21 protein-coding genes and 1 pseudogene are annotated in these 23,026 nt (G+C 64.4%); 8 read left to right on the top strand and 14 right to left on the bottom strand.

Annotated features, from left to right (window positions below; translation table 11 throughout):
* Window positions 1–93: 93 nt before the first annotated feature.
* Window positions 94–852, top strand: coding sequence for a M48 family metallopeptidase (locus NKJ37_RS11630; protein ID WP_023810612.1), 759 nt, complete (start codon window positions 94–96; stop codon window positions 850–852).
* A 5-nt stretch (window positions 853–857) separates the two neighbouring features.
* Here the strand turns inward: NKJ37_RS11630 and NKJ37_RS11625 are convergent, their stop codons facing one another.
* The gene (locus NKJ37_RS11625; protein WP_023810613.1) at window positions 858–1,076 is read right to left on the bottom strand and encodes a hypothetical protein; all 219 of its coding nucleotides are present in this window, start codon (window positions 1,074–1,076) and stop codon (window positions 858–860) included.
* Window positions 1,077–1,186: 110 nt separating this feature from the next.
* Between NKJ37_RS11625 and NKJ37_RS11620 the strand changes: the two genes are divergently transcribed.
* The 7 genes and pseudogenes from NKJ37_RS11620 (at window position 1,187) to NKJ37_RS11590 (ending at window position 6,804) form a co-directional block, all read left to right on the top strand.
* The gene (locus tag NKJ37_RS11620; RefSeq protein WP_023810614.1) at window positions 1,187–1,846 is read left to right on the top strand and encodes a phosphoribosylanthranilate isomerase; all 660 of its coding nucleotides are present in this window, start codon (window positions 1,187–1,189) and stop codon (window positions 1,844–1,846) included.
* Window positions 1,847–1,879: 33 nt separating this feature from the next.
* Window positions 1,880–3,100, top strand: a complete 1,221-nt coding sequence (gene trpB, locus NKJ37_RS11615; protein ID WP_352773863.1) for a tryptophan synthase subunit beta — start codon at window positions 1,880–1,882, stop codon at window positions 3,098–3,100.
* A 2-nt stretch (window positions 3,101–3,102) separates the two neighbouring features.
* Window positions 3,103–3,942 carry a tryptophan synthase subunit alpha gene (gene trpA / locus NKJ37_RS11610; protein ID WP_352440508.1) on the top strand — a complete coding sequence of 280 codons (840 nt, stop codon included), beginning with the start codon at window positions 3,103–3,105 and terminating at the stop codon, window positions 3,940–3,942.
* 45 nt (window positions 3,943–3,987) lie between these two features.
* On the top strand, window positions 3,988–4,914 hold the full coding sequence (gene accD / locus NKJ37_RS11605; RefSeq protein ID WP_352773862.1) for an acetyl-CoA carboxylase, carboxyltransferase subunit beta: 927 nt from the start codon (window positions 3,988–3,990) through the stop codon (window positions 4,912–4,914).
* Between the two features lie 119 nt (window positions 4,915–5,033).
* On the top strand, window positions 5,034–6,359 hold the full coding sequence (locus NKJ37_RS11600; protein ID WP_352440510.1) for a bifunctional folylpolyglutamate synthase/dihydrofolate synthase: 1,326 nt from the start codon (window positions 5,034–5,036) through the stop codon (window positions 6,357–6,359).
* Between the two features lie 24 nt (window positions 6,360–6,383).
* A pseudogene (locus tag NKJ37_RS11595) lies at window positions 6,384–6,485 on the top strand (VOC family protein); the annotation flags it as partial.
* 130 nt (window positions 6,486–6,615) lie between these two features.
* On the top strand, window positions 6,616–6,804 hold the full coding sequence (locus tag NKJ37_RS11590; protein WP_352773895.1) for a VOC family protein: 189 nt from the start codon (window positions 6,616–6,618) through the stop codon (window positions 6,802–6,804).
* Between the two features lie 138 nt (window positions 6,805–6,942).
* Here NKJ37_RS11590 and NKJ37_RS11585 read toward each other — a convergent pair whose 3' ends face one another.
* The 13 genes from NKJ37_RS11585 to NKJ37_RS11525 form a co-directional block, all read right to left on the bottom strand.
* Window positions 6,943–7,356, bottom strand: coding sequence for a type II toxin-antitoxin system VapC family toxin (locus NKJ37_RS11585; RefSeq protein WP_023810620.1), 414 nt, complete (start codon window positions 7,354–7,356; stop codon window positions 6,943–6,945).
* A complete protein-coding gene (locus tag NKJ37_RS11580) occupies window positions 7,353–7,601 on the bottom strand; it encodes a plasmid stabilization protein (protein WP_352773861.1) in 249 nt (82 codons plus the stop codon). The genes NKJ37_RS11585 and NKJ37_RS11580 overlap by 4 nt, the downstream gene beginning before the upstream one ends.
* 71 nt (window positions 7,602–7,672) lie before the next feature.
* Complete coding sequence (locus NKJ37_RS11575) at window positions 7,673–7,954, bottom strand: cupin domain-containing protein (RefSeq protein ID WP_352773860.1); 282 nt, start codon at window positions 7,952–7,954, stop codon at window positions 7,673–7,675.
* Between the two features lie 132 nt (window positions 7,955–8,086).
* Window positions 8,087–8,410 carry a thioredoxin gene (trxA, locus tag NKJ37_RS11570; RefSeq protein ID WP_023810623.1) on the bottom strand — a complete coding sequence of 108 codons (324 nt, stop codon included), beginning with the start codon at window positions 8,408–8,410 and terminating at the stop codon, window positions 8,087–8,089.
* 76 nt (window positions 8,411–8,486) lie between these two features.
* Window positions 8,487–12,005, bottom strand: a complete 3,519-nt coding sequence (gene addA, locus NKJ37_RS11565; protein ID WP_352773859.1) for a double-strand break repair helicase AddA — start codon at window positions 12,003–12,005, stop codon at window positions 8,487–8,489.
* The gene (gene addB / locus NKJ37_RS11560) at window positions 12,002–15,136 is read right to left on the bottom strand and encodes a double-strand break repair protein AddB (RefSeq protein WP_352773858.1); all 3,135 of its coding nucleotides are present in this window, start codon (window positions 15,134–15,136) and stop codon (window positions 12,002–12,004) included. The genes addA and addB overlap by 4 nt, the downstream gene beginning before the upstream one ends.
* Window positions 15,133–15,861 carry a nucleotidyltransferase family protein gene (locus NKJ37_RS11555; protein ID WP_352611034.1) on the bottom strand — a complete coding sequence of 243 codons (729 nt, stop codon included), beginning with the start codon at window positions 15,859–15,861 and terminating at the stop codon, window positions 15,133–15,135. Before NKJ37_RS11555 ends, addB begins: the two co-directional genes overlap by 4 nt.
* The gene (gene tsaE, locus NKJ37_RS11550) at window positions 15,858–17,369 is read right to left on the bottom strand and encodes a tRNA (adenosine(37)-N6)-threonylcarbamoyltransferase complex ATPase subunit type 1 TsaE (protein WP_352753065.1); all 1,512 of its coding nucleotides are present in this window, start codon (window positions 17,367–17,369) and stop codon (window positions 15,858–15,860) included. Before tsaE ends, NKJ37_RS11555 begins: the two co-directional genes overlap by 4 nt.
* A gap of 8 nt (window positions 17,370–17,377) precedes the next feature.
* A complete protein-coding gene (locus tag NKJ37_RS11545) occupies window positions 17,378–19,933 on the bottom strand; it encodes a sensor histidine kinase (protein WP_352753063.1) in 2,556 nt (851 codons plus the stop codon).
* A 199-nt stretch (window positions 19,934–20,132) separates the two neighbouring features.
* Window positions 20,133–21,533 carry an adenosylhomocysteinase gene (ahcY, locus tag NKJ37_RS11540; protein WP_023810629.1) on the bottom strand — a complete coding sequence of 467 codons (1,401 nt, stop codon included), beginning with the start codon at window positions 21,531–21,533 and terminating at the stop codon, window positions 20,133–20,135.
* Between the two features lie 172 nt (window positions 21,534–21,705).
* The gene (locus NKJ37_RS11535) at window positions 21,706–22,002 is read right to left on the bottom strand and encodes an HPr family phosphocarrier protein (RefSeq protein ID WP_023810630.1); all 297 of its coding nucleotides are present in this window, start codon (window positions 22,000–22,002) and stop codon (window positions 21,706–21,708) included.
* Entirely contained in the window at window positions 21,999–22,400 is a 402-nt protein-coding gene (locus NKJ37_RS11530) for a PTS sugar transporter subunit IIA (RefSeq protein ID WP_010912939.1), read from the bottom strand. The genes NKJ37_RS11535 and NKJ37_RS11530 overlap by 4 nt, the downstream gene beginning before the upstream one ends.
* A 164-nt stretch (window positions 22,401–22,564) precedes the next feature.
* Entirely contained in the window at window positions 22,565–23,011 is a 447-nt protein-coding gene (locus tag NKJ37_RS11525; protein WP_023810631.1) for an HPr kinase/phosphorylase, read from the bottom strand.
* Window positions 23,012–23,026 lie beyond the last annotated feature (15 nt).

Raw genomic sequence — 23,026 nt, 5'->3', positions numbered from 1 at the left:
TAGGACAGGCCAAGGTATGACGACGGCGTCGCGCGAGCGGCGCCGTTTCTTTTTTGTTCTAGTCGTTTTTCTCGAATCGCGTATCGTCCCGCCATGACTCTCGGCTTCTTTCGCAATCTGACAAAGCCCAAGCCCACGCCTGTCGTGGAACGCGAATATTGCATCGCCGGCCGCACGCTGCCGCTCAAGATCGTCGAGAGCGCCAGGGCGCGCCGAATGACGCTGCGCATCGATTCAGGCGGCCAGGGTCTGCGCATCACCGTGCCGCCAGGCCTGCGCCGCGGCGAGGTAGACAGGTTCCTCGAGCGGCACCAGGACTGGCTGGAGCAGCGACTGGCCAAGGTGCCGACGCGGCCGCAGGTGCGGCCCGGCATCAGGATCCCGGTGCGTGGCGTGGCGCACCGCATCGTCCATGAGCCATCAAAGCGCGGGACCGTGACGGTGTCGAGCGATGAGCGCGGCCCGCTGCTGATCGTGCACGGCGATCGCATACACCTACCGCGCCGCATCGCCGACTTCCTCAAGCGCGAGGCCAAGAAGGACATCGAGAAGCTGGTGCTCAAGCACACCCAGGCGTTAGGCAAACGCGCCAAGGCCGTCCGCTTCAAGGACACGTCGAGCCGCTGGGGCTCCTGCACCTCCGAAGGCAATCTGTCCTTCTCCTGGCGCATCATGATGGCGCCGTCGCCGGTCATCAACTATCTCGTCGCGCATGAAGTGGCGCATCTCAAGGAGATGAACCATGGTCCGAAATTCTGGAAATTGTGCGAAAAGCTCTGCCCCGACACCGATCGCTGCAAGGACTGGCTGAAGCGCAATGGCGGTGCGCTGCAGGCGATCATGTTCGAGTAGATCGCTCAGTCGTCGTTTGCGGCGTTCAAGTCCTCAGGCCGCAACCCCTCATCGCCATGATGCGGCCACGGCAGGAAATTGCCGTCGAATTCATCGCCGCCGAAATAGTCGAGCGCCCGGTGCGCTTCGGCGCCGTTGAAGGCAGCCTTGTCGATCAGGTGCGCGATGACCTCGCGCGCCTGCGCGACCTTCTGCCTGAGTTCGGCAATTGTCCTGTCGGTCATGATCGTGCTCCCGCCGTGTCCTGTTCATCCATAGGTAGCGCCTTTGGCCGTGTCGGCAAACAGCATGCTTTTTCTCGACTCTTTTCGCTTTTCATGCCAATTCCCGCGCCATGGCACTCGACATCAAGATCTGCGGCTTGAAGACCGACGGGGCAATGGCCGCGGCGCTGGCCGGCGGCGCCAGCCATGTCGGGTTTATCTTCTTCGCCAAAAGCCCGCGCTATGTCGAACCTGCCGAGGCTGGCCGTCTGCGCGAGACTGCGCGCGGCAAGGCGATGGCGGTTGCCGTCACCGTAGATACCAGCGACGCCTTCCTTGATGAAATCGTTGCCAAAATGCAGCCTGACATGCTGCAGCTGCATGGTGCGGAAACGCCCGATCGCGTCGCCGAGGTCAAAGCCCGCTATGGCCTGCCGGTGATGAAGGCGCTGCCGCTCAGCGAGGCCGCCGATCTCGAACGGATAAAGCCGTTCATCGGCATAGCCGACCGGTTCCTGTTCGACGCCAAGCCGCCGAAAGGCTCGCAACTGCCGGGCGGCAACGGCGTGGCCTTCGACTGGCACATCCTCGCCGGCCTTGACGGCAGCGTCGATTACATGCTTTCCGGTGGGCTCAACGCCGCCAATATCGGCGATGCCCTTCGGCTTGCCGACCCGCCCGGAATAGACATTTCCTCAGGCGTGGAAAGCGCGCCGGGCATCAAGGATCCGGCGCTGATCGAACAGTTTTTCCGGGCCGTCAGGGCCGCGCGGAACACCCGCGCAGCCTGAGCGTGCTGTAAACGACAAGCCAGGAGATCGGCGATGAACAAGCCGGCGACACTTAATTCCTTCCGCACCGGACCCGACGAACAGGGCATGTTCGGCATTTTCGGCGGTCGTTTCGTTGCCGAAACGTTGATGCCGCTGATCCTCGATCTGGAGCGGCACTGGAACGAGGTCAAGAACGATGCGGATTTCAGGGCCGAGCTGACTGACCTGTCGACCCACTATGCCGGACGGCCGTCGAAGCTTTATTTCGCCGAAGGCCTCACGAAGCATCTCGGCGGCGCAAAGGTCTATTTCAAGCGCGAGGATCTGAACCATACCGGTTCGCACAAGATCAACAATTGCCTCGGCCAGATCCTGCTGGCCAAGCGCATGGGCAAGAAGCGCATCATCGCCGAGACCGGCGCCGGCCAGCACGGCGTGGCGTCGGCCACGGTCGCGGCCCGCTTCGGCTTTCCCTGCGTCGTCTATATGGGCGCCACCGACGTCGCCCGGCAAAGCCCCAATGTCTTCCGCATGAAGCTGCTCGGCGCCGAAGTGCGGCCGGTGACCGCCGGTCACGGCACGCTGAAGGACGCCATGAACGAGGCGTTGCGCGACTGGGTGACCAATGTCGAGGACACCTATTACTTGATCGGCACCGCTGCGGGCCCGCATCCCTATCCGGAGCTGGTGCGCGATTTCCAGTCGGTGATCGGCATCGAGGCGCGGGCGCAGATCCTCGAACAGGAGGGCCGGCTGCCGGACACGATCATCGCCGCTGTCGGCGGCGGCTCCAACGCCATCGGCCTGTTCCATCCGTTCCTCGACGACAAGGATGTCCGCATCATCGGCATCGAAGCCGGCGGGCGCGGTCTCGACGGCATCGAGCATTGCGCGTCGATGAATGCCGGCGCGCCCGGCGTGCTGCACGGCAACCGTACCTATCTCCTGCAGAACTCTGACGGCCAGATCATGGATGGCCATTCGATCTCGGCCGGCCTCGATTACCCTGGTGTCGGCCCGGAGCACTCGTGGCTGCGTGATTCAGGCCGCGTCGAATATGTGCCGATCCTCGACGACGAAGCGCTGGAGGCCTTCAAGCTGACGACGCGCGTCGAAGGCATCATCCCGGCGCTGGAATCCGCGCATGCCATTGCGCATGCGGTGAAGATCGTGCCCGCCATGGACAAGGACCAGATCGTCATCGTCAACCTGTCCGGCCGTGGCGACAAGGACGTGCACACGGTGGCTTCGATGCTGGGCATGGAGATCTGATCATGGTGACCCGCATCGACCGCCGCATGGCAAAACTGAAAGCCGAAGGCCGCCCGGCGCTCGTCACCTATTTCATGGGCGGCGACCCCGACTACGACACCTCTTTGTCGATCATGAAGGCACTGCCCAAGGCTGGCGCCGACATCATCGAGCTCGGCATGCCGTTCTCCGATCCGATGGCCGACGGCCCGGCGATCCAGGCAGCGGGCCTGCGGGCGCTGAAGGGCGGCCAGACGCTGGTCAAGACGCTGAAGATGGCGTCCGACTTCCGTGCTGGCGACAATGAGACGCCCATCGTGCTGATGGGCTATTACAATCCGATCTACATCTATGGCGTCGACCGCTTCCTCAAGGACGCGATCGCCAGCGGCATCGACGGGCTGATCGTCGTTGACCTGCCGCCCGAGATGGACGAGGAACTGTGCATTCCGGCGCTCAAGGCCGGCATCAATTTCATCCGGCTGGCGACGCCGACCACCGACGACAAGCGCCTGCCGAAAGTGCTGCAGAACACGTCGGGCTTCGTCTATTACGTCTCGATGACCGGCATCACCGGCTCGGCGCTGGCCGACACCGGCAAGGTGGCGGCGGCGGTCAAGCGCATCAAGGGCCACACCGACCTGCCGGTCTGCGTCGGCTTCGGCGTCAAGACCGCCGAGCAGGCCCGGGTGATCGGCGCCAATGCCGACGGCGTCGTCGTCGGCACCGCGATCGTCAATGCGGTGGCCAATGTGCTGGGACCGAAGGGCGAAAAGACCGCCGATCCGGCCGAAGCCGTCGCCACGCTGGTCAGCGGCCTTGCGCAAGGCGTGCGCTCGGCCCGCCTTGCTGCTGCCGAATAGTTCTCCTACCTCTTCCCAATCCTCGTCAGGACAGGAGCCGAAGCGATGAACTGGATCACCAATTACGTTCGCCCGAAAATCAATTCGATGCTCGGCCGGCGCACCGACATGCCCGAGAACCTCTGGATCAAGGATCCGGAGACCGGCGAGATGGTGTTCCACAAGGACCTGGAGTCCAACCAGTTCGTCATTCCGTCCTCCGGCCATCACATGAAGATCTCGGCCAAGGAGCGGCTGAAATTCTTCTTCGATGGCGGCAAATACGAGACCCTGGACAACCCCAAGGTGATGCAGGATCCGCTGAAATTCCGCGACGAGAAGCGCTATGTCGACCGGTTGAAGGACGCCAAGGCCAAGACCGGCCTTGAGGACGCGATCATCAATGCGCTGGGCACCGTCGAGGGTCTGCCGGTGGTGGTCACGGTGCAGGACTTCGCCTTCATGGGCGGCTCGCTCGGCATGGCCGCCGGCGACGCCATCGTGCATGGCTTCGAAGTGGCCCTGCAGCGCAAGCGGCCGCTGATCCTGTTCGCTGCTTCCGGCGGTGCCCGCATGCAGGAAGGTATTTTGTCCCTGATGCAATTGCCGCGGACAACGGTCGGTGTCGACCGGCTGAAGGAAGCCGGCCTGCCCTACATCGTCGTTTTGACCAACCCGACCACGGGCGGCGTGACCGCCTCCTACGCCATGCTGGGCGACGTGCACATTGCCGAGCCCGGCGCGCTGATCGGCTTTGCCGGACCGCGCGTCATCGAACAGACGATCCGCGAGAAATTGCCCGACGGCTTCCAGCGCTCCGAATATCTGATGGAGCACGGCATGGTCGACATGGTGGTGTCGCGGCTGGAACTGCGCGAAACCATCGCGCGCCTGCTCAAGATGCTGCTCAAGCTGCCGGAGGAGCAAAAGCCGCTGGAGCCGGAAATCCTGCCGCCGGCAGCGGTCGCCGCGGAAGCTCGGCCGCAAGCCTGAAGCGACACGAAGCGCCGCGACCGCGATTGCACGACGGCTTCGGGGCGCTGTAGCTTTTTGATTGCCATGGCCATCCGAGACCGATTCTGGTTTTCAGGCTCATGTGCTGGGATTCTGCCATGACGACGCTTGCCGCCGACCGCGAAATCGAAGCCCTGATGGCGCTCCACCCGAAAGGCTTCGACCTTTCGCTCGACCGCATTTCGCGGCTGCTGGAGCGGCTTGACAATCCGCAGGACCGGCTGCCCCCGGTCATCCACATCGCCGGCACCAACGGCAAGGGCTCGTGCGCCGCCTTTTCGCGCGCCCTGCTCGAGGCCGCGGACTACCGCGTCCATGTCCACACCTCGCCGCATCTGGTCAACTGGCATGAGCGTTACCGGCTGGCCGCCGATGGCGGCGGCAGGCTGGTCGAAGACAGGGTTTTCGCCGATGCTATTGCTCGTGCCGCCAGGGCCAATGAGGGCGAGAAGATTACCGTCTTCGAGATCCTCACCGCAGTCACCTTCCTCTTGTTTTCCGAACACCAGGCCGACGCCGCCATCATCGAGGTCGGGCTCGGCGGCCGCTTCGACGCGACCAATGTCGTCAAGGAGCCGGCCGTGTCGGTGATCATGCCGGTGTCGCTCGACCACGAGGCCTATCTCGGCGACCGGGTCGAACTGATCGCGGCCGAAAAGGCCGGCATCATCAAGCCCGGCTGTCCGGTGGTCATCGGCGCGCAGGAGAGCGAGACTGCGCTGCAGGTGCTGATCGAAACCGCCGAGCGGCTTGAATGCCCAACCTTCGTCTACGGCCAGGATTTCCTTGCCTTCGAGGAAAACGGCCGCATGGTCTACCAGGACGAAGACGGGTTGATGGACCTGCCGCCGCCCAGGCTGCCCGGCCGCCACCAGTTCGCCAATGCGGCGGCGGCGATTGCCGCGGTCAAGGCGGCCGGTTTCGAGATCAGCCATCGCGCCGCCGAAAAGGCGATGATCAATGTCGCCTGGCCTGGCCGCATGCAGAAGCTGATGCAGGGCCGGCTGGCCGAACTGGCACCCAAGGGCGCCGATATCTGGCTCGACGGTGGCCACAATCCGGGGGCCGGCGTGGTGGTTGCCGAAGCGTTGGCCGAGCAGGAAGAGAAGAACCCGCGTCCGCTGTTCCTCATCTCGGGCATGATCAACACCAAGGACCAGAGCGGCTATTTCCGTGCCTTCAAGGGCCTCGCCCGGCATGTCTACACGGTGCCGGTGAGCCTCAGCGAGGCCGGCGTGCCTAATGACGAACTGGCGATCCGCGCGACGGAAGCCGGGCTGACCGCCGAGCCGGTGAGTTCCGTCGCCAGCGCGCTGATGCTGCTGCGCGACACCTGGGACGGCCCGGCGCCACGCATCCTGATCAGCGGTTCGTTGTATCTGACCGGCGCGGTGCTGGCCGAGAACGGCACTCCGCCGACCTGAGGTCGGAGTTGCGAGGAACCCGTCATGATCAAGGTCAAGCAGCTCGCTCACGTCTGCATCTTCGCGCATGACCTGGAGGCAACGCGAAGCTTCTATCGCGACGTGCTGGGCCTGGATACGCAGTTCAATTTCCTGCGCGACGGCAAGATTTTCGGGTTCTACCTCAATTGCGGCGGGCGCAGCCATATCGAGGTGTTCCCAGAAGGACGGCACGGCCTACACCGAGCAGAACCAGATCAACCATTTCTGCCTCGAGGTGGAAAACATCGATGCTGCGATCGATCACATCAAATCGAAGGGCATCGACGTCACGGCCAAGAAGCACGCCTGCGACGACACTTTCCAGGCGTGGATCCGCGATCCCAACGGCGTGAAGATCGAGCTGTTCGAATACACCGGCAAAAGCGCACAGTTCGCCGGCGGCGACCGCATCGCCGATTGGTAGAGCATTCCTCCTTTTCCGTGAAACGGTGAAACGCCCTAACGCGTGTCGCGTCTGAACGAATTCAGGTGACCCGCTTTAGGCCATTGTTTTTATGCATGTCGTCTTCCCAAAACCGAGATCACTTTTGGGCGACATGCATTAGAAATCCCAAGGTGAGATCAGCTCGAGGTTGGCCGGGCCGAAGTCGTTCAGGTTACGCGTTGCCAGCCGACCGCCATTCACGCGCGCTATCGCTGCAATCATGCCATCGGGTGCCGACATGCCCCGGCCCTTGCGCGTCGCCGTTCCCATAATCTCGCCATAAGCCAGAGCCGCCTCCTCCGTCAGCCCAAAAATGCGACCGGCAAAGCGATGGCGCCATTGGGAGAGACCTTGCTCCAGGCGATCGGCACGCTCGTCAGGTCGTATCTTTTGGATACCGAAAGCGATTTCGGCAATCGCCACCGTGGGAAGCGCCAGTTCGGTATCGTTGCGAACCAGCCAAGCCATGACAGCCGCGTCAGGCGCCTTTCTAAGGCTCTCAGAAATCACATTAGTGTCGACGAAAATCAAAGCTCCGGCCCTGTATGGACCTTGCGGTTTTCCCGTATGATTTCTTCCAGATCGATGTCGACGCCAACGCTTGCCGTCAGGCGGGAGTAGAAGGCGGATGCCGGTTCTCGCCCGGCCTCGCGAATCTCATAGGATTCAAGCGCGCGTTCGACGATATCAGCTATTGAGCGGTTTTCGCGACGAGCGAGTCGATGCGCAAGCTCACGTGCTTTTGCGCTGCGGACGGAAAGCTGGGGTTCGGCCATTTCAAATTCCCTTTTGAAAAGATATAGCCTTTCCTGCCCTTGCCATCTAGATGGCAGATGATGGCACGCCATCACTTCAGCTCGATCTCGATGAAGGCGTATTCACCCTCATTGGCGCTGATCACGTCGTGCTCGACGCCTTCCTTGCGGAAATAGGGCGCGCCCTTCTTCATCTCGGCGAAGCTCTCGCCATCCTTGGTCACCAGTTTCACCTTGCCGTCCATCAGCGGCACCACGACATATTCATGGCCATGGCGATGCCAGCCGGTATTGTCGCCCGGCTGGAAGCGGTATTCGGTGACGATGACGCGCTCATTGTCGATGAAGACGGTGGCCTTGGCGGATCCGGTCATATCATTTCTCCCTGCTTGCGCTGCCAACAGAAGACATGGATCGCCCGGATGTGAGGGCCAGAGCCTGTTACCAATGACGCCAACAAAAAGCCCGGCGCGAGGCCGGGCTTGATATCAGGAATTTCAGACAGGTCAGGCGAGGTTGCCATTGATCCAGTGCGACAGCGCGGTCTTCGGCGCCGCACCCACCTTCATGTCGGCCATTTCGCCGCCCTTGAAGATCATCAGCGTCGGGATCGAGCGCACGCCGAACTGGGCGGCAAGCTCGGGATTCTCGTCGATGTTCAGCTTGGCGATCTTGACCTTGGCGCCGAGTTCGGTGGCGATGTCTTCGAGCGCCGGAGCGATCTGCTTGCAGGGGCCGCACCATTCCGCCCAGAAATCGACGACGACCGGTACGTTGGCGTCAAGCACGTCAGCCTGGAAGTTGCTCTTGTCGACCTTCACGGTTGCCATATGGAAAAATCCTTTTGAAAGTTTTTGTACCACCAAATGTGGTGGCGATCGCGCCCTTCTTCAAGCAGGTGTTGTGTCACGCTCGCGTGAGTCGAGCAAGAGCGTCGTCCATGGCGCTGGCCGGCAGTTCGATCAGCCGTGGCGCCTCGGTGAACAGCAAGGCCGCCTTGACCGTGCGGCCGGGATAGAGCGGTTGCAGCAAGGCGCGATAGAGCGCGAGCTGCAGGACATAGGCCGGCGTAACCTCGGCCAGAGAGCCGGGCGCCGGCCGATTGGTCTTGTAGTCGACGATCGACACACTGTCCGATGTCACCGCCAACCGGTCGATCTTGCCGGAAATCGAGCGCTTCTTGCCCTTGACCTCCAGGCTGCCCATGATCGCGACCTCGGCGCGCGACGTCGGTGCAAACAGCTGACCGAAGCTGACGTCGGCAAGGATTGATGTGACCGAAGCCAGGGCCTTTTCACGCTCTGACGAAGGCCATTCTGCACCGGTTCGTGCGAGATAGCGTTCCGCCGCGCCCTGGCGTTCGGGCTCGGCAATGCCGGGCAACATCTGCAGCAGTTTGTGCAGGGCAAGCCCGCGCAGCACGGCAAAGCCCGGCTCGGCATCGGCGTCCAGCACCGGAGACGTCTTGTCGACCACAGCTTCCTTGCCTTCGTCTATCAGCGCCGAGGCACCGGATGGCGACAGCGGACGCGGCAGATCCTCGAAGGGCGGCAAGGGCCGGAACAAAGTCGCCGGCAAAGGTCCGAAAGCATCCGTCCGCCGCGCCTGCTCGCTGGAAGCCTGTGCGACCGGCGGCAGCTTGGTGACATGGAAACGATGCACCGGCTCGCCGCCGGCGGGATGCGCACGCTGTTCGCTTTCCGGCGCGCCGATCAGCGCGCGGCTGACGATCGAGTGCCAGGTGCCGGCGTTCGGCGCCCGCTTGCCGTGATAGCCGCAGACGATCAGCCGGTCCTCGGCACGGGTCATGCCGACATAGAGCAGCCGGCGGTATTCGTCGTCGGCGAGTTCCCGTGCCCGCGCTGCCGCTGCTTTGGAAAAGCCGTTGGCGACGTCGCTGGCCGAGCGCCAGAGATAGCCCTTGCCGTCCCAATTCGCGCCGGAGCCGTCGAAGGGCATCAGGCGCGGCAAATGCTGGTCGCTGAACGGGGCGGAACCGCCATCGACCAGGAACACGACCGGCGCTTCCAGCCCCTTGGCAGCGTGCACGGTCATGACCCGGACCTCGTCGCGGGTCTGGTCCATCTCCCGCTTGATCTCGGGACCGGCGTTTTCCAGCGTCGACAGGAAGGCTTCCAGCCCCGGCAGGCCGGTTCGCTCCTCGGCAAGGCAGAAGCTCAGGAACTCGTCGAGAATGTCGCCGGCTTCGGGCCCAAGCCGCGCGATCATCTTGCGGCGCACGCCATCGCGCGCCAGCAGGCAAGCGTAAAACTCGAACACCGGTTTGAAGGCGGCCTCGTTCGTCCAGATGTCGACCTGAGCGACGATCTTCGCCATTCTCTCGCTTTCGCCGGCGTGCTGGCGCAGCGATGCGATCAACGACAGGCCAGCCGGCCTCTGCGCGGCGAGCGTGAAAAGCGTCTCTTCCGGCAGATCGAAGATCGGGCTGCGCAGCACCGCGGCGAGCGACAAATCGTCCTGCGGCTGGATGAGGAGGTGACCGAGCGCAATCAGGTCCTTGACCGCGATGTGCCCGGGCAGGCTCAGCCGGTCGGCGCCGGCGACCGGAATGTCGCGGCGTTTGAGTGCGCGGGTCAGCGCATGGACGAAGCGATCGCGTTTGCGCACCAGCACCAGCACATCGCCCGGCCGCAGCCGCTTGCCGCGACCCTCGATGATCTCACCGGTGCCGATCCAGCCGGCTATGGTGGCGGCGACGTTCTCGGCCACGCGCACCGCCGGCGCGTGCGCATGGTCGATGGCTTGCGTCCAGTCGTCGGGCTCATCGACGACATCGGCGCCGACTGACGGCCACACCTCGACATAGCCCGGTGCGTCGGTGCGGATCGCCTGGTGGCGCAGCGGATCGGGATCATGGCTGATGCCGCGCCGCACGCTCGCGTCGGCAAAGACGCGGTCGACCGCGGTCAGAACATCGTCGGTCGAGCGGAACGACCAGGTCAGCTTGAGGTCGGCAAAGGACGCCTTTGCGTCGCGCACTCGTCCCGCGAACAACAGCCGGCTGTCGGCGAAGGAGTCCGGGGCGGCACCCTGGAACGAATAGATCGACTGCTTCTCGTCGCCGACGGCGAAGACCGTGCGATGGACCCTGTCGCGCGCGCCAAAGCCGGCAAAGAATTCTTCCGCCAGCCGTTTCACCACTTCCCATTGGTCCGGACTGGTGTCCTGCGCTTCATCGAGCAGGATATGGTCGATGCCCTGGTCGAGCTTGTACTGCACCCAGGGGCCGGCGTCTGGTCGCGCCAGCAGGTTGACGGTGCGGGTGATCAGGTCGTTGAAATCGAGAAAGCCGCGGCTGCGCTTCAGCATTTCGTAGCGGGCGATCAGCCAGTCGGCGATGGTCAGCGCGGCAGCTGTGCCCTCCAGCATCCGGAACAGGGCCAGCCGGTCGGTGGTTTCGACGATGGCGTTGGCGGCCGAGAGATAGCGCTCCGCCAGATCCGGCAGCCGGTCGACCAGGGCCTTCTTGAAGGCCTTTGCCGGGTCGTAGGCGTCGCCATCCGTCTTGAGGAAGGCTCGCGCGAGCAGTTGCAGGCGCCGAATGGGATCGCCCTCGGCGAAAGCCTGCCGCGCATAGGGCAAGATGTTGTTCAGCACCGATCTGGCGTCGGTGGCCTCGGCTGCGTGGGCGAAGCCGGCAAAATAGTCGGGCAGGAAACCCGGCAACGGCCATACCGAAGCGGCTATGCCCTCGGCCGTCTGGCCTGGGTGGAAATGGAATTCGTCGAACAGGGCCTGGAAGCGCGTGCCGTCACGCCCGACGGCGTCGATGAAATTGCGCAAGCCGTCGCGCTTGCGCACGATCTCACCCAGCAAGGCGTCTAGCCCGGCTTCGCCGCCCCGATCGAGAATGGCGGCAAAAGCCTCGGCCAGATCCCTGTCACCGGCGGATGTGCCCGAAATCATCTCGCGGCGCGCCGCGGCAAAAAGCGATGCCTCCATCTGGCCGTCGAGCATCTCGAAATGGGCCGGGATATTGGCTTCCAGCGGGAACTGGTGCAGCACCGATTCGCAGAAGGCGTGGATGGTCTGGATCTTCAGCCCGCCGGGTGTTTCCAGCGCCTCGGCGAACAGGCGCCGCGCCCGGCGCATGGTCTCGAGATCGGGCCGGCGGCCCTCCAGCGCCTCGACCTTTGCCGCAAGGTCCGCGTCACCAAGCGTCGTCCACTCCGACAGCGTCGAGAACACCCGGTTCGACATGTTGGCGGCGGCGGCACGCGTATAGGTCAGGCACAGTATCTTTGACGGATCGGTGCCGCGCAGCAGCAGCCGGATGACGCGCTGGGCCAGCACATGGGTCTTGCCGGATCCGGCATTCGCCGACACCCAGGCGGAATTGCCGGGATCGGCGGCGCGGGCCTGGCTGGTCGCGGTGTCGCTGGGGATCGGATAGGCCTTTTTCATGCCTCCCCTCCCTCGTCACCGGCATCGCCGCCTGCCGACCATTCGAGCACGCGGGCAAGATGGTCGTAGTCGCCATCGGTCTCGCCTTCGCGGAACGGCAGCGCGCGCGACAGATAACCCGTCGCAGGATCGGCATAGTGGATCAACAGCTTTTCCAGCCGCGCCCAGGCCTCTTCGGCAAGATCGGTCGCGGTCCGCGGCTGGCGATTGTGTTCGAGGATGGATTCCTCGAACACCTCGCCATTCGGCTTCAGCCTGATGAAGGCCAGTTGAGAGGGCTCGCGCGCGCCCAGATCCTTGAAGGCGCCGCGCCTGAGCAGCGCGCCCTCCAACGCCAGTTGCGGCGCAAGCAGTGTGTGCGCCTGCGCCTTGGACGGCGAGGACCCCGTCTTGTAATCCAGTATGTCGGCCATGCCGCCGGCCAGCAGATCGACGCGGTCGGCGTAGCCGGACAGCGTCACGCCGGACTGGCCGACGACGGTCTTTCCGGCGCGCTCCTCGGCATGGCGCCTTGTCACCGCATCGGCGCGCGTGCGCTCCCACTCGATGATGTTTGCGGCGAGTTTCTCGAAACGTGGCCACCACACCGCCTCGACATCGGCAGGAAGGGCGGCTTCGGCAAAGCAGGCGTGACCGGCGGCGATAAGGCCGGCAAGCGCATCGGGCGCGCGCGGATCGGCGACGCTGCCTGAGAACAGGTGCAGGATGGCGTGAAACAGCGTGCCGCGCTCGGCCGCACCAGGATCGCGAATGACCGGACCGAGCGGCATCAGGCCGAGGATGCGTCTTGCATAGACGGCGTAGGGGTCACGGCGCAGGGTCTCGATCTCGGTGACCGAGAAATGCGTCGGGCGCACCGACAAGGGCGGCTTCGGCTGCGGCCGTGGCGCGAAATCCTGCCTTGGGCCTGTATCCAGCGCGCGCGCCCAGGCGAGCAGTTCGTCGCCACGCCGGCGCAACTCTGCTGCCTGATCGTTGCCGATGAAGGTCAACAGCCGCTGCAGCCAGCGTGATGGCACGGCGGGTGCGTCGCCGGCACGCGCCGAGCGGGACAGCACGACCTTCCCAGCCCCCATGGCCATCTGGAAATCATGCGCGGCAAGGCCGATGCGCCGTTCCGGCGGTTCGAGGTCGATGCCGGTCTTCATCAGCCGCGACATGAAGCGGTCGCTCTCTGGCTTGCGCGGCCACACGCCCTCGTTGAGCCCGCCGATGACCAGCGTATCGACGGTCTGCAAGCGCGCTTCCAGCGCGCCCCAGATGGCGATGTTCCGGTCGGTGCCGTGTGCCGGCTTGACCGTTTCAGGCGCGATCAGCGCCGCCATGATATCGGGCCACTCGGTCGCCGCGAAGGATAGCGAAGCCGAAGCCGCGACCAGCCCGCGCAGCAGTTCGGCAAGCTTCTCGCCGGCGTCACCGGCATAGAGTTCGGCAAGGCCGCCATCGACGGTGCGGCCGAGATTTTCGAGGATGGCGACACTGGCCCTGACAAGCGCGGCAAGGTCGGCATCGTCCCGGCCGCGGAAGGCTGCGAGCGGCGCCAGCGCCTGCTTGAGACGTTCAAGCAAATTCCGGGCGGTTTCGATGGAGCGCACGGTCAGCCGGGAAAACCAGAAGGGCTGCCGGCTGCCGCCGCCCAGGCCGGTGAGGCGGGCCTCAAACAGTTCCGGCAGCGAAACGATGTCGGGGCGGCCGGTGCCGCCGCGCAGCGCCACCAGCTCGACCAGTTCCGCCGCGTGGCGCACATCGGCCCGTTCGAGGCCAAGGCCAAGCAGCGGATGCTTGAGCAGCGACAGCAGGCCGACCGGATCGCCTGGCCTGAATAATGCCTCGAGCGCCAGCCTGAGCAGGCTGGCCGCGGGGGTGTTGGCGAGCGGCGTGCCACCGGAATCGTCGGCGGCGACGCCGAAGCGCTGGAGCTCGATCGAGACGCGCCGCGCCAGCGCGCGGTCGCCGGTGACGAGAGCCGCCCTTTGGCCGGGCTGTTCAACCGCGCGCTTGAGCGCGACGGCGATGGCGACGGCTTCATCACGTTCGCTTGCAGCTTCGAGCAAGGTCACCCCGGCGAAGGCGCCGGCCATATCGGAGGCCGGGAAGCCCGCACGTGTCTCGGCCCAGAGTTCGGTGGTCTCGGCCGGCCGCAGCGCTTCGCCGACAAGAGCGGCGCGGAGCGCCAGACGCGGCTCGGCCACGCCGAGCTCGTCGACGTCACCGCGCAGCCCGCCGACCTTGGCGATCAATCTGGCCAGGCCATATTGCGGGTGGCCGAGCACGGCTGGACGCGCGCCTGGCGCGGCGATTGCCTGGAACGACGCTTCGTCCAGCGTACGGTCGAGGCCGGGCAGCACGATGGCGCCGCCGGGCAGGCCGGCGATGGCGGCAAGCAGTTCGGCCGTGGCGGGTATCGAGCCGGTCGAGCCCGCGGCGATAACGGGGCCGGCGGGCGGATTGCGCAGCAGCCGCGCCGCCTCGGCGCGGATCAGCGCACTGCGATGCGCGGCCGGATTGGAGCGGTCGCTTTCCGCGAGGAATTTCGGCCAGGCTTCGGTGACGATGCCGAGGAATTCGAGCGTCACCTGCCACCATCCGGCAAGATTGCCGGTCACCAGATCTGTGAGCTTGGCCCAGTCGGTGCCTTCCGTCTCGATCTCGTCCATCAGCCGGGCGAGATCGCGCGCCAGCCAGATTGCGTCGGCGGTGGAAGCCGGGATGACGATCTCCTCGGCGAAAAGGGCGGCGACATGCGCCGGCAGCCGGCGTTTCCAGGCCCGAACCAGCGGCGTCAGCAGCAACAGGCGTTCGGTTGCCGAAATCGGCGGCGCGAGATCGATGGCCGCCGATGCCTCCGTCTCGAATGCGGCCTCATCCTCGTCGAACTCGCCCAGTGGCCGGATGACCGGCAGGATCGCCGAGCCGCCGCCGCCGCGTGCCGCCAGGCTGTCGACGAAGACACCCCGCAGAGCGCGCGCAGCACGGCGTGTCGGCACATAGATGGTGACATCGGCCAAAGCGAGCGGGTCGCCGTCAAATCGAAACCCCGGGACAAGACGGCCGGCAAGCAGCGCCTCGGCAAGCGTCGGCAGAAACGGCGCTCCGGGCGGGATCGAGAAAACGCGGCTGGAGCCGCTCATTGCGACTCGATGAGCGCACCGGCGACCGCCGCTTCCGCGAGCGGTACGGCATCGGGCGTGCCGACGGTGATCCAGTGGCCATGCATCGGCATGCCGAACAGGCGGCCGGCCGCGATGGCGGAATCGAAATAGGCGTTGAGCGAGTGCGGCCCGGCCGGTGCACCCTCGAACAGGCGCGGATGGACGATCGCCGCCCCGGCATAGATCAGCCCCGCCGGGTCGCCTTTCGAACGCCGCAAGCCGCCATCCGGCGCCACCAGGAAATCGGTGCTGCCGCAGTGTCCGGTCGCCTGTTGGAGATCCGCCAGCATCAGCAGAATATCCATTTTCGCCGCGTCCCATGCAAGGGCGAGGCGCTGGAGATTGAGAGGACCGTCATCGATCCAGAACGTGTCGGCGTTGAGGATGTAGAAGGGCTGATCGCCCAGTTCCCGCAACGCCTTGACGATGCCGCCGGCGGAATCGAGCAGTTGTTCGCTCTCGTCGGAAATGACGATGTTTGGCGCGCGGCGCGCGGCGACATGGGCGACGATCTGTTCGGGAAAATAGTGGACGTTGACGACCGCCTTGCCGACGCCGGCGGCGGCCAGGCTGTCGAGGCTCCAGTCGAGCAACGTCTTGCCGGCTATCCTGACCAGCGGCTTGGGGATGGTGTCGGTAATCGGCCGCATGCGCTTGCCGAGCCCGGCGGCAAGTACGATGGCGGTGTCGGGTCCTGCTGTCACAGCGCTCGCTCCTCCAGCAAACCGTGGGCGTCGTAGAACTCGCGCAGGCTTGCCAGCGCCGGATGAGACAAGGCCCGGCGCAGATAATCGCGGATGCGCGGCAGGTGCTTCAGATAGTAGGGCTTGCCGTCGCGTTTTTCGAGACGGACGAAGATGCCGAGGATCTTGGAATTTCGCTGCGCCGCCATGATGGCGTAGGATTCCAGGAAGCTTGCTTCGTCGAAAGCACCGGCTGTGTAGCGCGCCGCGACATAGGCATCCAGCGTCTGTTTCTCGATCTCGGGCGAGATGGTGACCCGCGCGTCCATGGCGAGCGAGGCGACATCATAGGCCGAAGGGCCGATCAGCGCATCCTGGAAATCGACAATGCCCAGCCGATCATTCCCTGAACGGTCGCCGCGCCAGATGATGTTGGGTGAATGGAAGTCGCGCAGCATCAGCGTGTACTCGCGGCCTTGCAGCCGGTCGAGGAGCGCGTTCCATTCCCTGTGGTAACCGGCGCGCAAGCTGTCACTTGGCGGGCCGCCCGATATCGCCGGCACGTACCAGTTGACCAGCAAATCGGCTTCGATCATCATGGCGTCGCGGTCGAAAGGCGGCACATCGTGGAAGCCGCCTTGCCCTGTTTCCAGGCGCTGCGGCCAGGCCCTGCCGTGCATCATGGCCAGCAGCTCAGCCGCCGCTGCGTAACGCTCGGCCAGCGGCTGGCCATCGCCGCCGAGGAAACCTTCGGAACCAAGATGTTCGAGAAGCAGGAAACCTTGCTCCTGGTCCTCGGCATGGATTTCCGGAACGCTGACGCCGCCTTCCTTCAAGGCGCGGTCGATGGCAACGAAGGCGGAGACCGACTGAGCGGTATGCGCGATCTCGGCATAGGGCTTGCCGTCGCGCACAGGGGGGCCGAGAACCAGCCGTGGCGAGTTCATTAAGACCCGCGGCTTTTGGTCCGGCAGCGAAACGATCTCGTAGGAGCGGGCCGAAGCATCGCCGATGAAATGGCGGCGCTGCGCTTCCCCCCAGCCTGCGTTCACGAGAAAGTCGCGCATGGCCAGCGATCGTGCCGCCCGATCGAAGGCATCACCCTGCCCTGACAATCGCGCCAGCCGGCCGTGGCCATGCTGGACGAGCTCTATCAGGATCGTGGTTTTCGGCAGATGGGCTTCCGCCCGTTCCGGCCATTCGACCAAAGCAGCACCCTGCGCCAGGGCTTCGTCGAACCCAAGCTCATCGAGCTCGTCCGCCGAGGACAGGCGGTAGAGATCGAAATGATGGACCGGAATGCGGGTGTCGTAGCTCTGCACCAATGTGAAGGTCGGACTCGGAACGTCGAGGCCGGCATCGTCGGCCAGGGTCCTGATCAAGGCCCGCGCCAGCGTCGACTTGCCGGCGCCCAGATCGCCCTTGAGGGCGAGCACGTCGCCCGGGCGCAGCGACAGCGCCAGATCTTCGCCCAGCCGCGCTGTGTGGGTCTCGTCGGCGAGTAATCGCTCCAGCAGCAATCCGGTCATCGAACGCGCTACTCGGCCGCGGCGCGGATGCCCGGCATGTCTGGAAAGGTGCAGATGACGGTCGTGCCCTTGTCCTTGCCGGTTTCGATGCGAACGCTGCCGCCATGCAGCTCGACGAAGCTCTTGACGATCGACAGGCCGAGGCCGGCGCCGCGCCGGCGGCCGCCATTGGCGCGCGGCTCGAAACGGCGGAACACCGAATCAAGCACATCCGGCGGCATGCCGGGGCCGTCGTCATGAACCGAGAATTCCACCCCATCCGCCAGATGGCGGCAAGTGAGCCGGATGATGCTGGCTTCCGGAGCGTAATTGGCGGCGTTGCTGAGCAGATTGTAGAGGATCTGGCGGACGCGGACCTCATCGCCATGAAACGTCTTCGGCGCCGCGACGGCGTCGACCTGGAGACTGATCGAATGCTCTTCCAGCCGGTCGGCCACCAGTTCGGCCGCAGCGGCGATGGTGCGATCGACCTGCACCTCGGAAATGTCGAGCTGCATGATGCCGGCGTCCACCGTCGCCAGGTCGAGGATATCGTTGACGATGGTGAGCAGGACCGAGGAGGACGAGCTGACATGCTCGACATATTCGCGCTGCTTCTGCGACAGCGGACCGGTCGTGGGCTGCGACAGGAGTTCGGTGAAGCCGATGATGTTGGTCAGCGGCGAGCGCAGTTCATAGGAGACGTGCTGGACGAATTCATTCTTGAGCTGGTCGGATTTTTGCAGCGCCTCGTTCTTGTCCTTCAGCGCCCGCTCGACATGGACGCTGTCGGTAACGTCGACGAAGGTCATCATCACCTGCCCGTTGGGCAGCGGGATCATGGCGTAACTCAGCACATTGCCGTTGTTGAGCTCGGTCTGTCCGTGGCGGTCGCGGCGCTCGTCGTCAAAGCCGGTGATGGCGGCAACGAAGCTGGGCCAGGGGCTGTCCGCAGCCTGCCGGTCGCAGAGGTCACGTATCGCCGACACATGGACGCTGGGCTTGGCCGCTTCACCGCTCAATCCCCAGAGAGTGGCAAAGGCAGGATTCGACAGCCGGAGCCTGCCGTCGGGTCCGAACACCGCCACGCCTTCGGCAAGATTGTCGAGCGTCTCGCCCTGAACCCGCACCGCTGTCTGGTAGCGGCTTTCGAGGTCCATCTTCTCGGTCAGGTTCTCGAACACCCAGGTCACGCCGCCCTTGGGCTGCGGATTGGCGACGACGCGAATGGTCTTGCCATCCGGCAGATGCCACCAATGTTCCTGGGATTCGACGGCGCGATAGGCGCCGAGCAGGCCTTCCTTCCAGCGGCGCCATTCAGGCTGTTCGGCGATCTTGCCTTCGCTGCGCAGCCGGTCGAGCAGCAAGGCATTGTCGGGAGCGCTGTGCAGGAAGCCTGCATCGAGGCCCCAAAGCTTCTGGAAGGCCTGATTGAAGAACCGCAGCTTCTCGTCGGTATCGAAAATGGCGACCGCCGTATTGAGTTGGTCGAGCGTGTCGGCGTGGCTCCTGACGGTCCGTTCGTATTCGCCGCGAACGGTCTCGATGGCGCTGGTGTCGCAGGCAAGGCCGGCCGAGCCATCGCTGCCGGCGAAATCGGTGACCGCGAACACACGGCGATCCCCTTCGATCACCGTGGACAGCGACTGCTCGAAAACCGGATGCGTCTTGTGCTGGGCGGCAATCGCATCGCGCGCCTGACCGCCGAGGAACTCCTTTTTCTCCCGAACCGCGGCTTCGGCATTTTCGGCTTCGACGGCATCGGCATAGGCGCGGTTGACCCACTTCAGCCCGCCGTCCTCGCCGCGGAGCCATGCCGGCATGTTCAGCGCGTCGAGCAGGCCGATCATCGTGTCGTGGTCGGCGGCCAGCCGCTGGTTCTCGATCTTCAGCCTGGCCTGGCTGCGCTGCGTCTCCGAGAGCGAGACAAAACGCACGAGCACATGCGCGGCACTCTTGCGGCCATGCACTTCGAGCGGCGCACCGGCCTGCGATTCGATGACGAGGTCGAAGGGTTTGGCCTTCTCGCGCAATCCCGCGACGGCATGTTCGAGTGCCGCCGCCGAACGCGGCATCAGCCAGCGGCCGAAAGCAAGAAAAGCGGCCCTATCCTCGGGAGCGCCGCTTTCGACGGGCAATGTGCCGATGAGCTCGGGCTTCTTGTTTTCCGCCGCCCAGACGACCACGCGCTGGTCGCGCAGATTGAGCAGCGCCTCCGAGCGGCGGAGCGCCGCGTTGATGTCGGCGAGGCGGCTCCTGAGTTCGACATTCTCCGCCGAGGTGCGGGCTCTTTCGCGGATGAGAACGATGGCCGATATCAGTGCGGCACCAGTCACGCCGACGAACACGGCAAGCTGCATGACCTCGATGGCGCTCAGCGACAGTCCAGCCACGCTGGCAGCAGCGGTTTCGGCATGCGCGACGGCGCCTGTCAAGGGGACCGCGAGCGCGGCGGTGGCAAGGAATGTCGACGCGCGGGCGCACCAGGACAGGCTCCCGCCTTCCAGGGCGGAGCCAGCAATCCCCGAATCGTCATGGCCGCCGGAAACGGCCCGTCCCGCCCTGTGCGGGTGTTGCCCCGGCATGTCTTGGTCCTCTCCGCCGCCTGAATGCAAGACCGCCCTGATGCGTGCTTCTCTTGACCCTCTTGGGCTGGAAGCATCGCCGAATCACCTGACAATAACCCCTCGCCGAATCGACGTGAAGGCTGATGGCGCGCAAAAATATGGCCGGGCGAAAAGTCAATCGCCCGGCCTCAATATCTGGTAGTAATTTTAGCTTTGGTTAATAGCGGTAGTGTTCCGGCTTGAACGGACCCTGCGGCGTGACGCCGATATAGGCGGCTTGTTCACCCGACAGTTCGGTCAAGCGGGCGCCGAGCTTGTCGAGATGCAGGCGCGCGACCTTTTCGTCGAGATGCTTGGGCAGGACATAGACCTGGTTCTCGTACTGGCCGGGCTTGGTGTAGAGCTCGATCTGGGCCAGCACCTGGTTGGTGAAGGATGCCGACATGACGAAGCTCGGGTGGCCGGTGGCGTTGCCGAGATTGAGCAGCCGCCCTTCCGACAAAAGGATCATCCGCTTGCCGTCCGCGAAGGTGATCATGTCGACCTGCGGCTTAACGTTTGTCCATTTCAAATTGCGCAGCGCGGCGACCTGGATCTCATTGTCGAAATGGCCGATGTTGCCGACGATGACCATGTCCTTCATCGAGCGCATATGGTCGAGGGTGACGACATCCTTGTTGCCGGTGGTGGTGATGACGATGTCGGCGGTGGGGGCCGCATCTTCCAGCGTGACGACTTCAAAACCGTCCATCGCCGCCTGCAGGGCGCATATCGGATCGACCTCGGTGACCTTGACGCGGGCGCCGGCGCCCTTGAGCGAGGCCGACGAGCCCTTGCCGACGTCGCCATAACCGCACACGACAGCGACCTTGCCGGCCATCATCGTGTCGGTGCCGCGGCGGATGCCGTCGACCAGCGATTCCTTGCAGCCATATTTGTTGTCGAACTTCGACTTGGTGACCGAGTCGTTGACGTTGATGGCGGGGAAGGGCAGCAGGCCCTTCTTCTGCAGTTGGTAGAGCCGGTTGACGCCGGTGGTCGTCTCTTCGGTGACGCCGCGGATCGCCGCCTTTTGCTTGGTGAAGAAGCCGGGCGAAGCCTTCAGGCGCTTCTTGACCTGGGCGTAGAAGTATTCCTCTTCCTCGCTCTGCGGGTTGGACAGCACATCCTCGCCGGCCTCGGCGCGGGCGCCGATCAGGATGTACATGGTGGCGTCGCCGCCATCATCGAGGATCATGTTGGAGAGGCCGCCATCGGCCCACTGGAAGATCTTGTCGGTGTAGTCCCAATACTCCTCGAGCGACTCGCCCTTGACGGCGAACACCGGGATGCCGGCTTCGGCGATGGCCGCGGCCGCATGGTCCTGGGTCGAGAAGATGTTGCAGGAGGCCCAGCGGATATCGGCGCCCAACTCCTTCAGCGTCTCGATCAGCACCGCCGTCTGGATCGTCATGTGCAGCGAACCGGTGATGCGCGCGCCCTTGAGCGGCTGCTTGGGACCGAATTCCTCACGGCAGGCCATCAGGCCCGGCATTTCGGTTTCGGCGATCTCGAGTTCCTTGCGGCCCCAGCCGGCAAGCGAGATGTCGGCGACCACATAGTCCTTGCTACCCGTCATGGCAGTACTCCGATGCGAATGTTGTGCTTGCGAATTTGTTGCGGACACGCCCGCGCCGGTCGGCGCGTCGAAGGGCGCGAATTGCCGGCCTGACTAGCAGATCGGAGCAGGGTCGACAATGGGATATAAAGAAATCTTTATCCCTGCATGTCTCTCAGGCGCGCATCTGCACTCAGCATTCCTCGCCAAAGCGGGACGCCACCAGCTGCTCCAGGGCGTCGATGACCTGCCGGGCCTCCGGCCCGCTGGCGGTGACGCGGATCGAATAGCCGGGGCTTGCCGCCAGCATCATCAGGCCCATGATCGAGGTGCCGCCGACCTTGACGCCATCCTTCTCGACATGCACCGAGGCATCGAAGCCGCTGGCCAGCTGGACGAACTTCGCCGAAGCGCGGGCATGAAGGCCACGCTGGTTGATGATGGGAAAGTCCCGGACAATCTGATCTTTTTCCGGGGACAGGGCGTTCATTTGCTGCTCAGAAGCTGGCTGGCGACGTTGATGTATTTGCGACCGGCGGCCTGAGCCTCATCGAGCGCGGCGGCCATATTGTCGCCCTTGCGGATCGAGGAGAGCTTGATCAGCATCGGCAGGTTCATGCCGGCGATCACCTCGGTGCGGCCGGATTCCATCACCGAAATGGCAAGGTTGGAGGGCGTGCCGCCGAACATGTCGGTCAGCACGATGACGCCCGCCCCGGTATCGACACGGGCAACAGCGTCGACGATGTCGCGGCGACGCTGCTCCATATCGTCGTCGGCACCGATCGCCACGGTTTCGAAATTGTCTTGTGGCCCGACGACATGTTCGACGGCATGTCGGAACTCGGTGGCCAGTTGACCGTGCGTTACAAGCACGAGTCCGATCATTCTTTGGTGGCTCCCGTCATCGCCGCTTCACAGGCGCATTTTATGCTCGCCAGCCAATCCAGGCGGCGGGAGCGCTATCTTGTCGACGCACGGCCCGTTGACAAGCCCAAAATTGCGCAGGCACATGCCATTTTGACGCATTGCAGCAAAAAACCCGGAACGGATCATAGAAAAGGCGCGATCGACAGCCGCGCCATCACGACCGGCAAGACCGCTGGGACATTGCGTTCGACCACGTCGACCCGCGGCACCAGACAGCCCGCAATGCTGCTTGCGGTATCCTCCTGGAAGCGCACCGCTTCGCCGGCCGGCACCAGGCGGACATGGAGGTCGACGAGGCCTGCCGGCTCGAATGGCAGAGGTCGGGGGCCGAGCCCCGGCACCTCGGCGAGGCCTTCTATGGCGGCGGGAGCGCGGCACAGCAGCCGCCCGGCATGCGCCTCGACGAAGAGCTGATCGTCGCCAACGAGCCGCGAGAACAGGCCGCGATGGCGACAATGGTCGATGAGCGCCAGTGCCAGCGTCGTCTTGCCCGAGCCGGATGCTCCGGTGACGAGAATGCCGCGCTCGCCGATCAAAACCATTGTCGCGTGAATGTTTTCAGGCTGCACGGCTGGACCAAGCGT

Origin of the sequence: Mesorhizobium sp. M0140 (assembly GCF_040322475.1) — a bacterium.
Taxonomy (GTDB): Bacteria; Pseudomonadota; Alphaproteobacteria; order Rhizobiales; family Rhizobiaceae; genus Mesorhizobium.
Note: the sequence above shows the minus strand (reverse complement) of the source record. Positions and strands in the feature narration are given on the sequence as shown.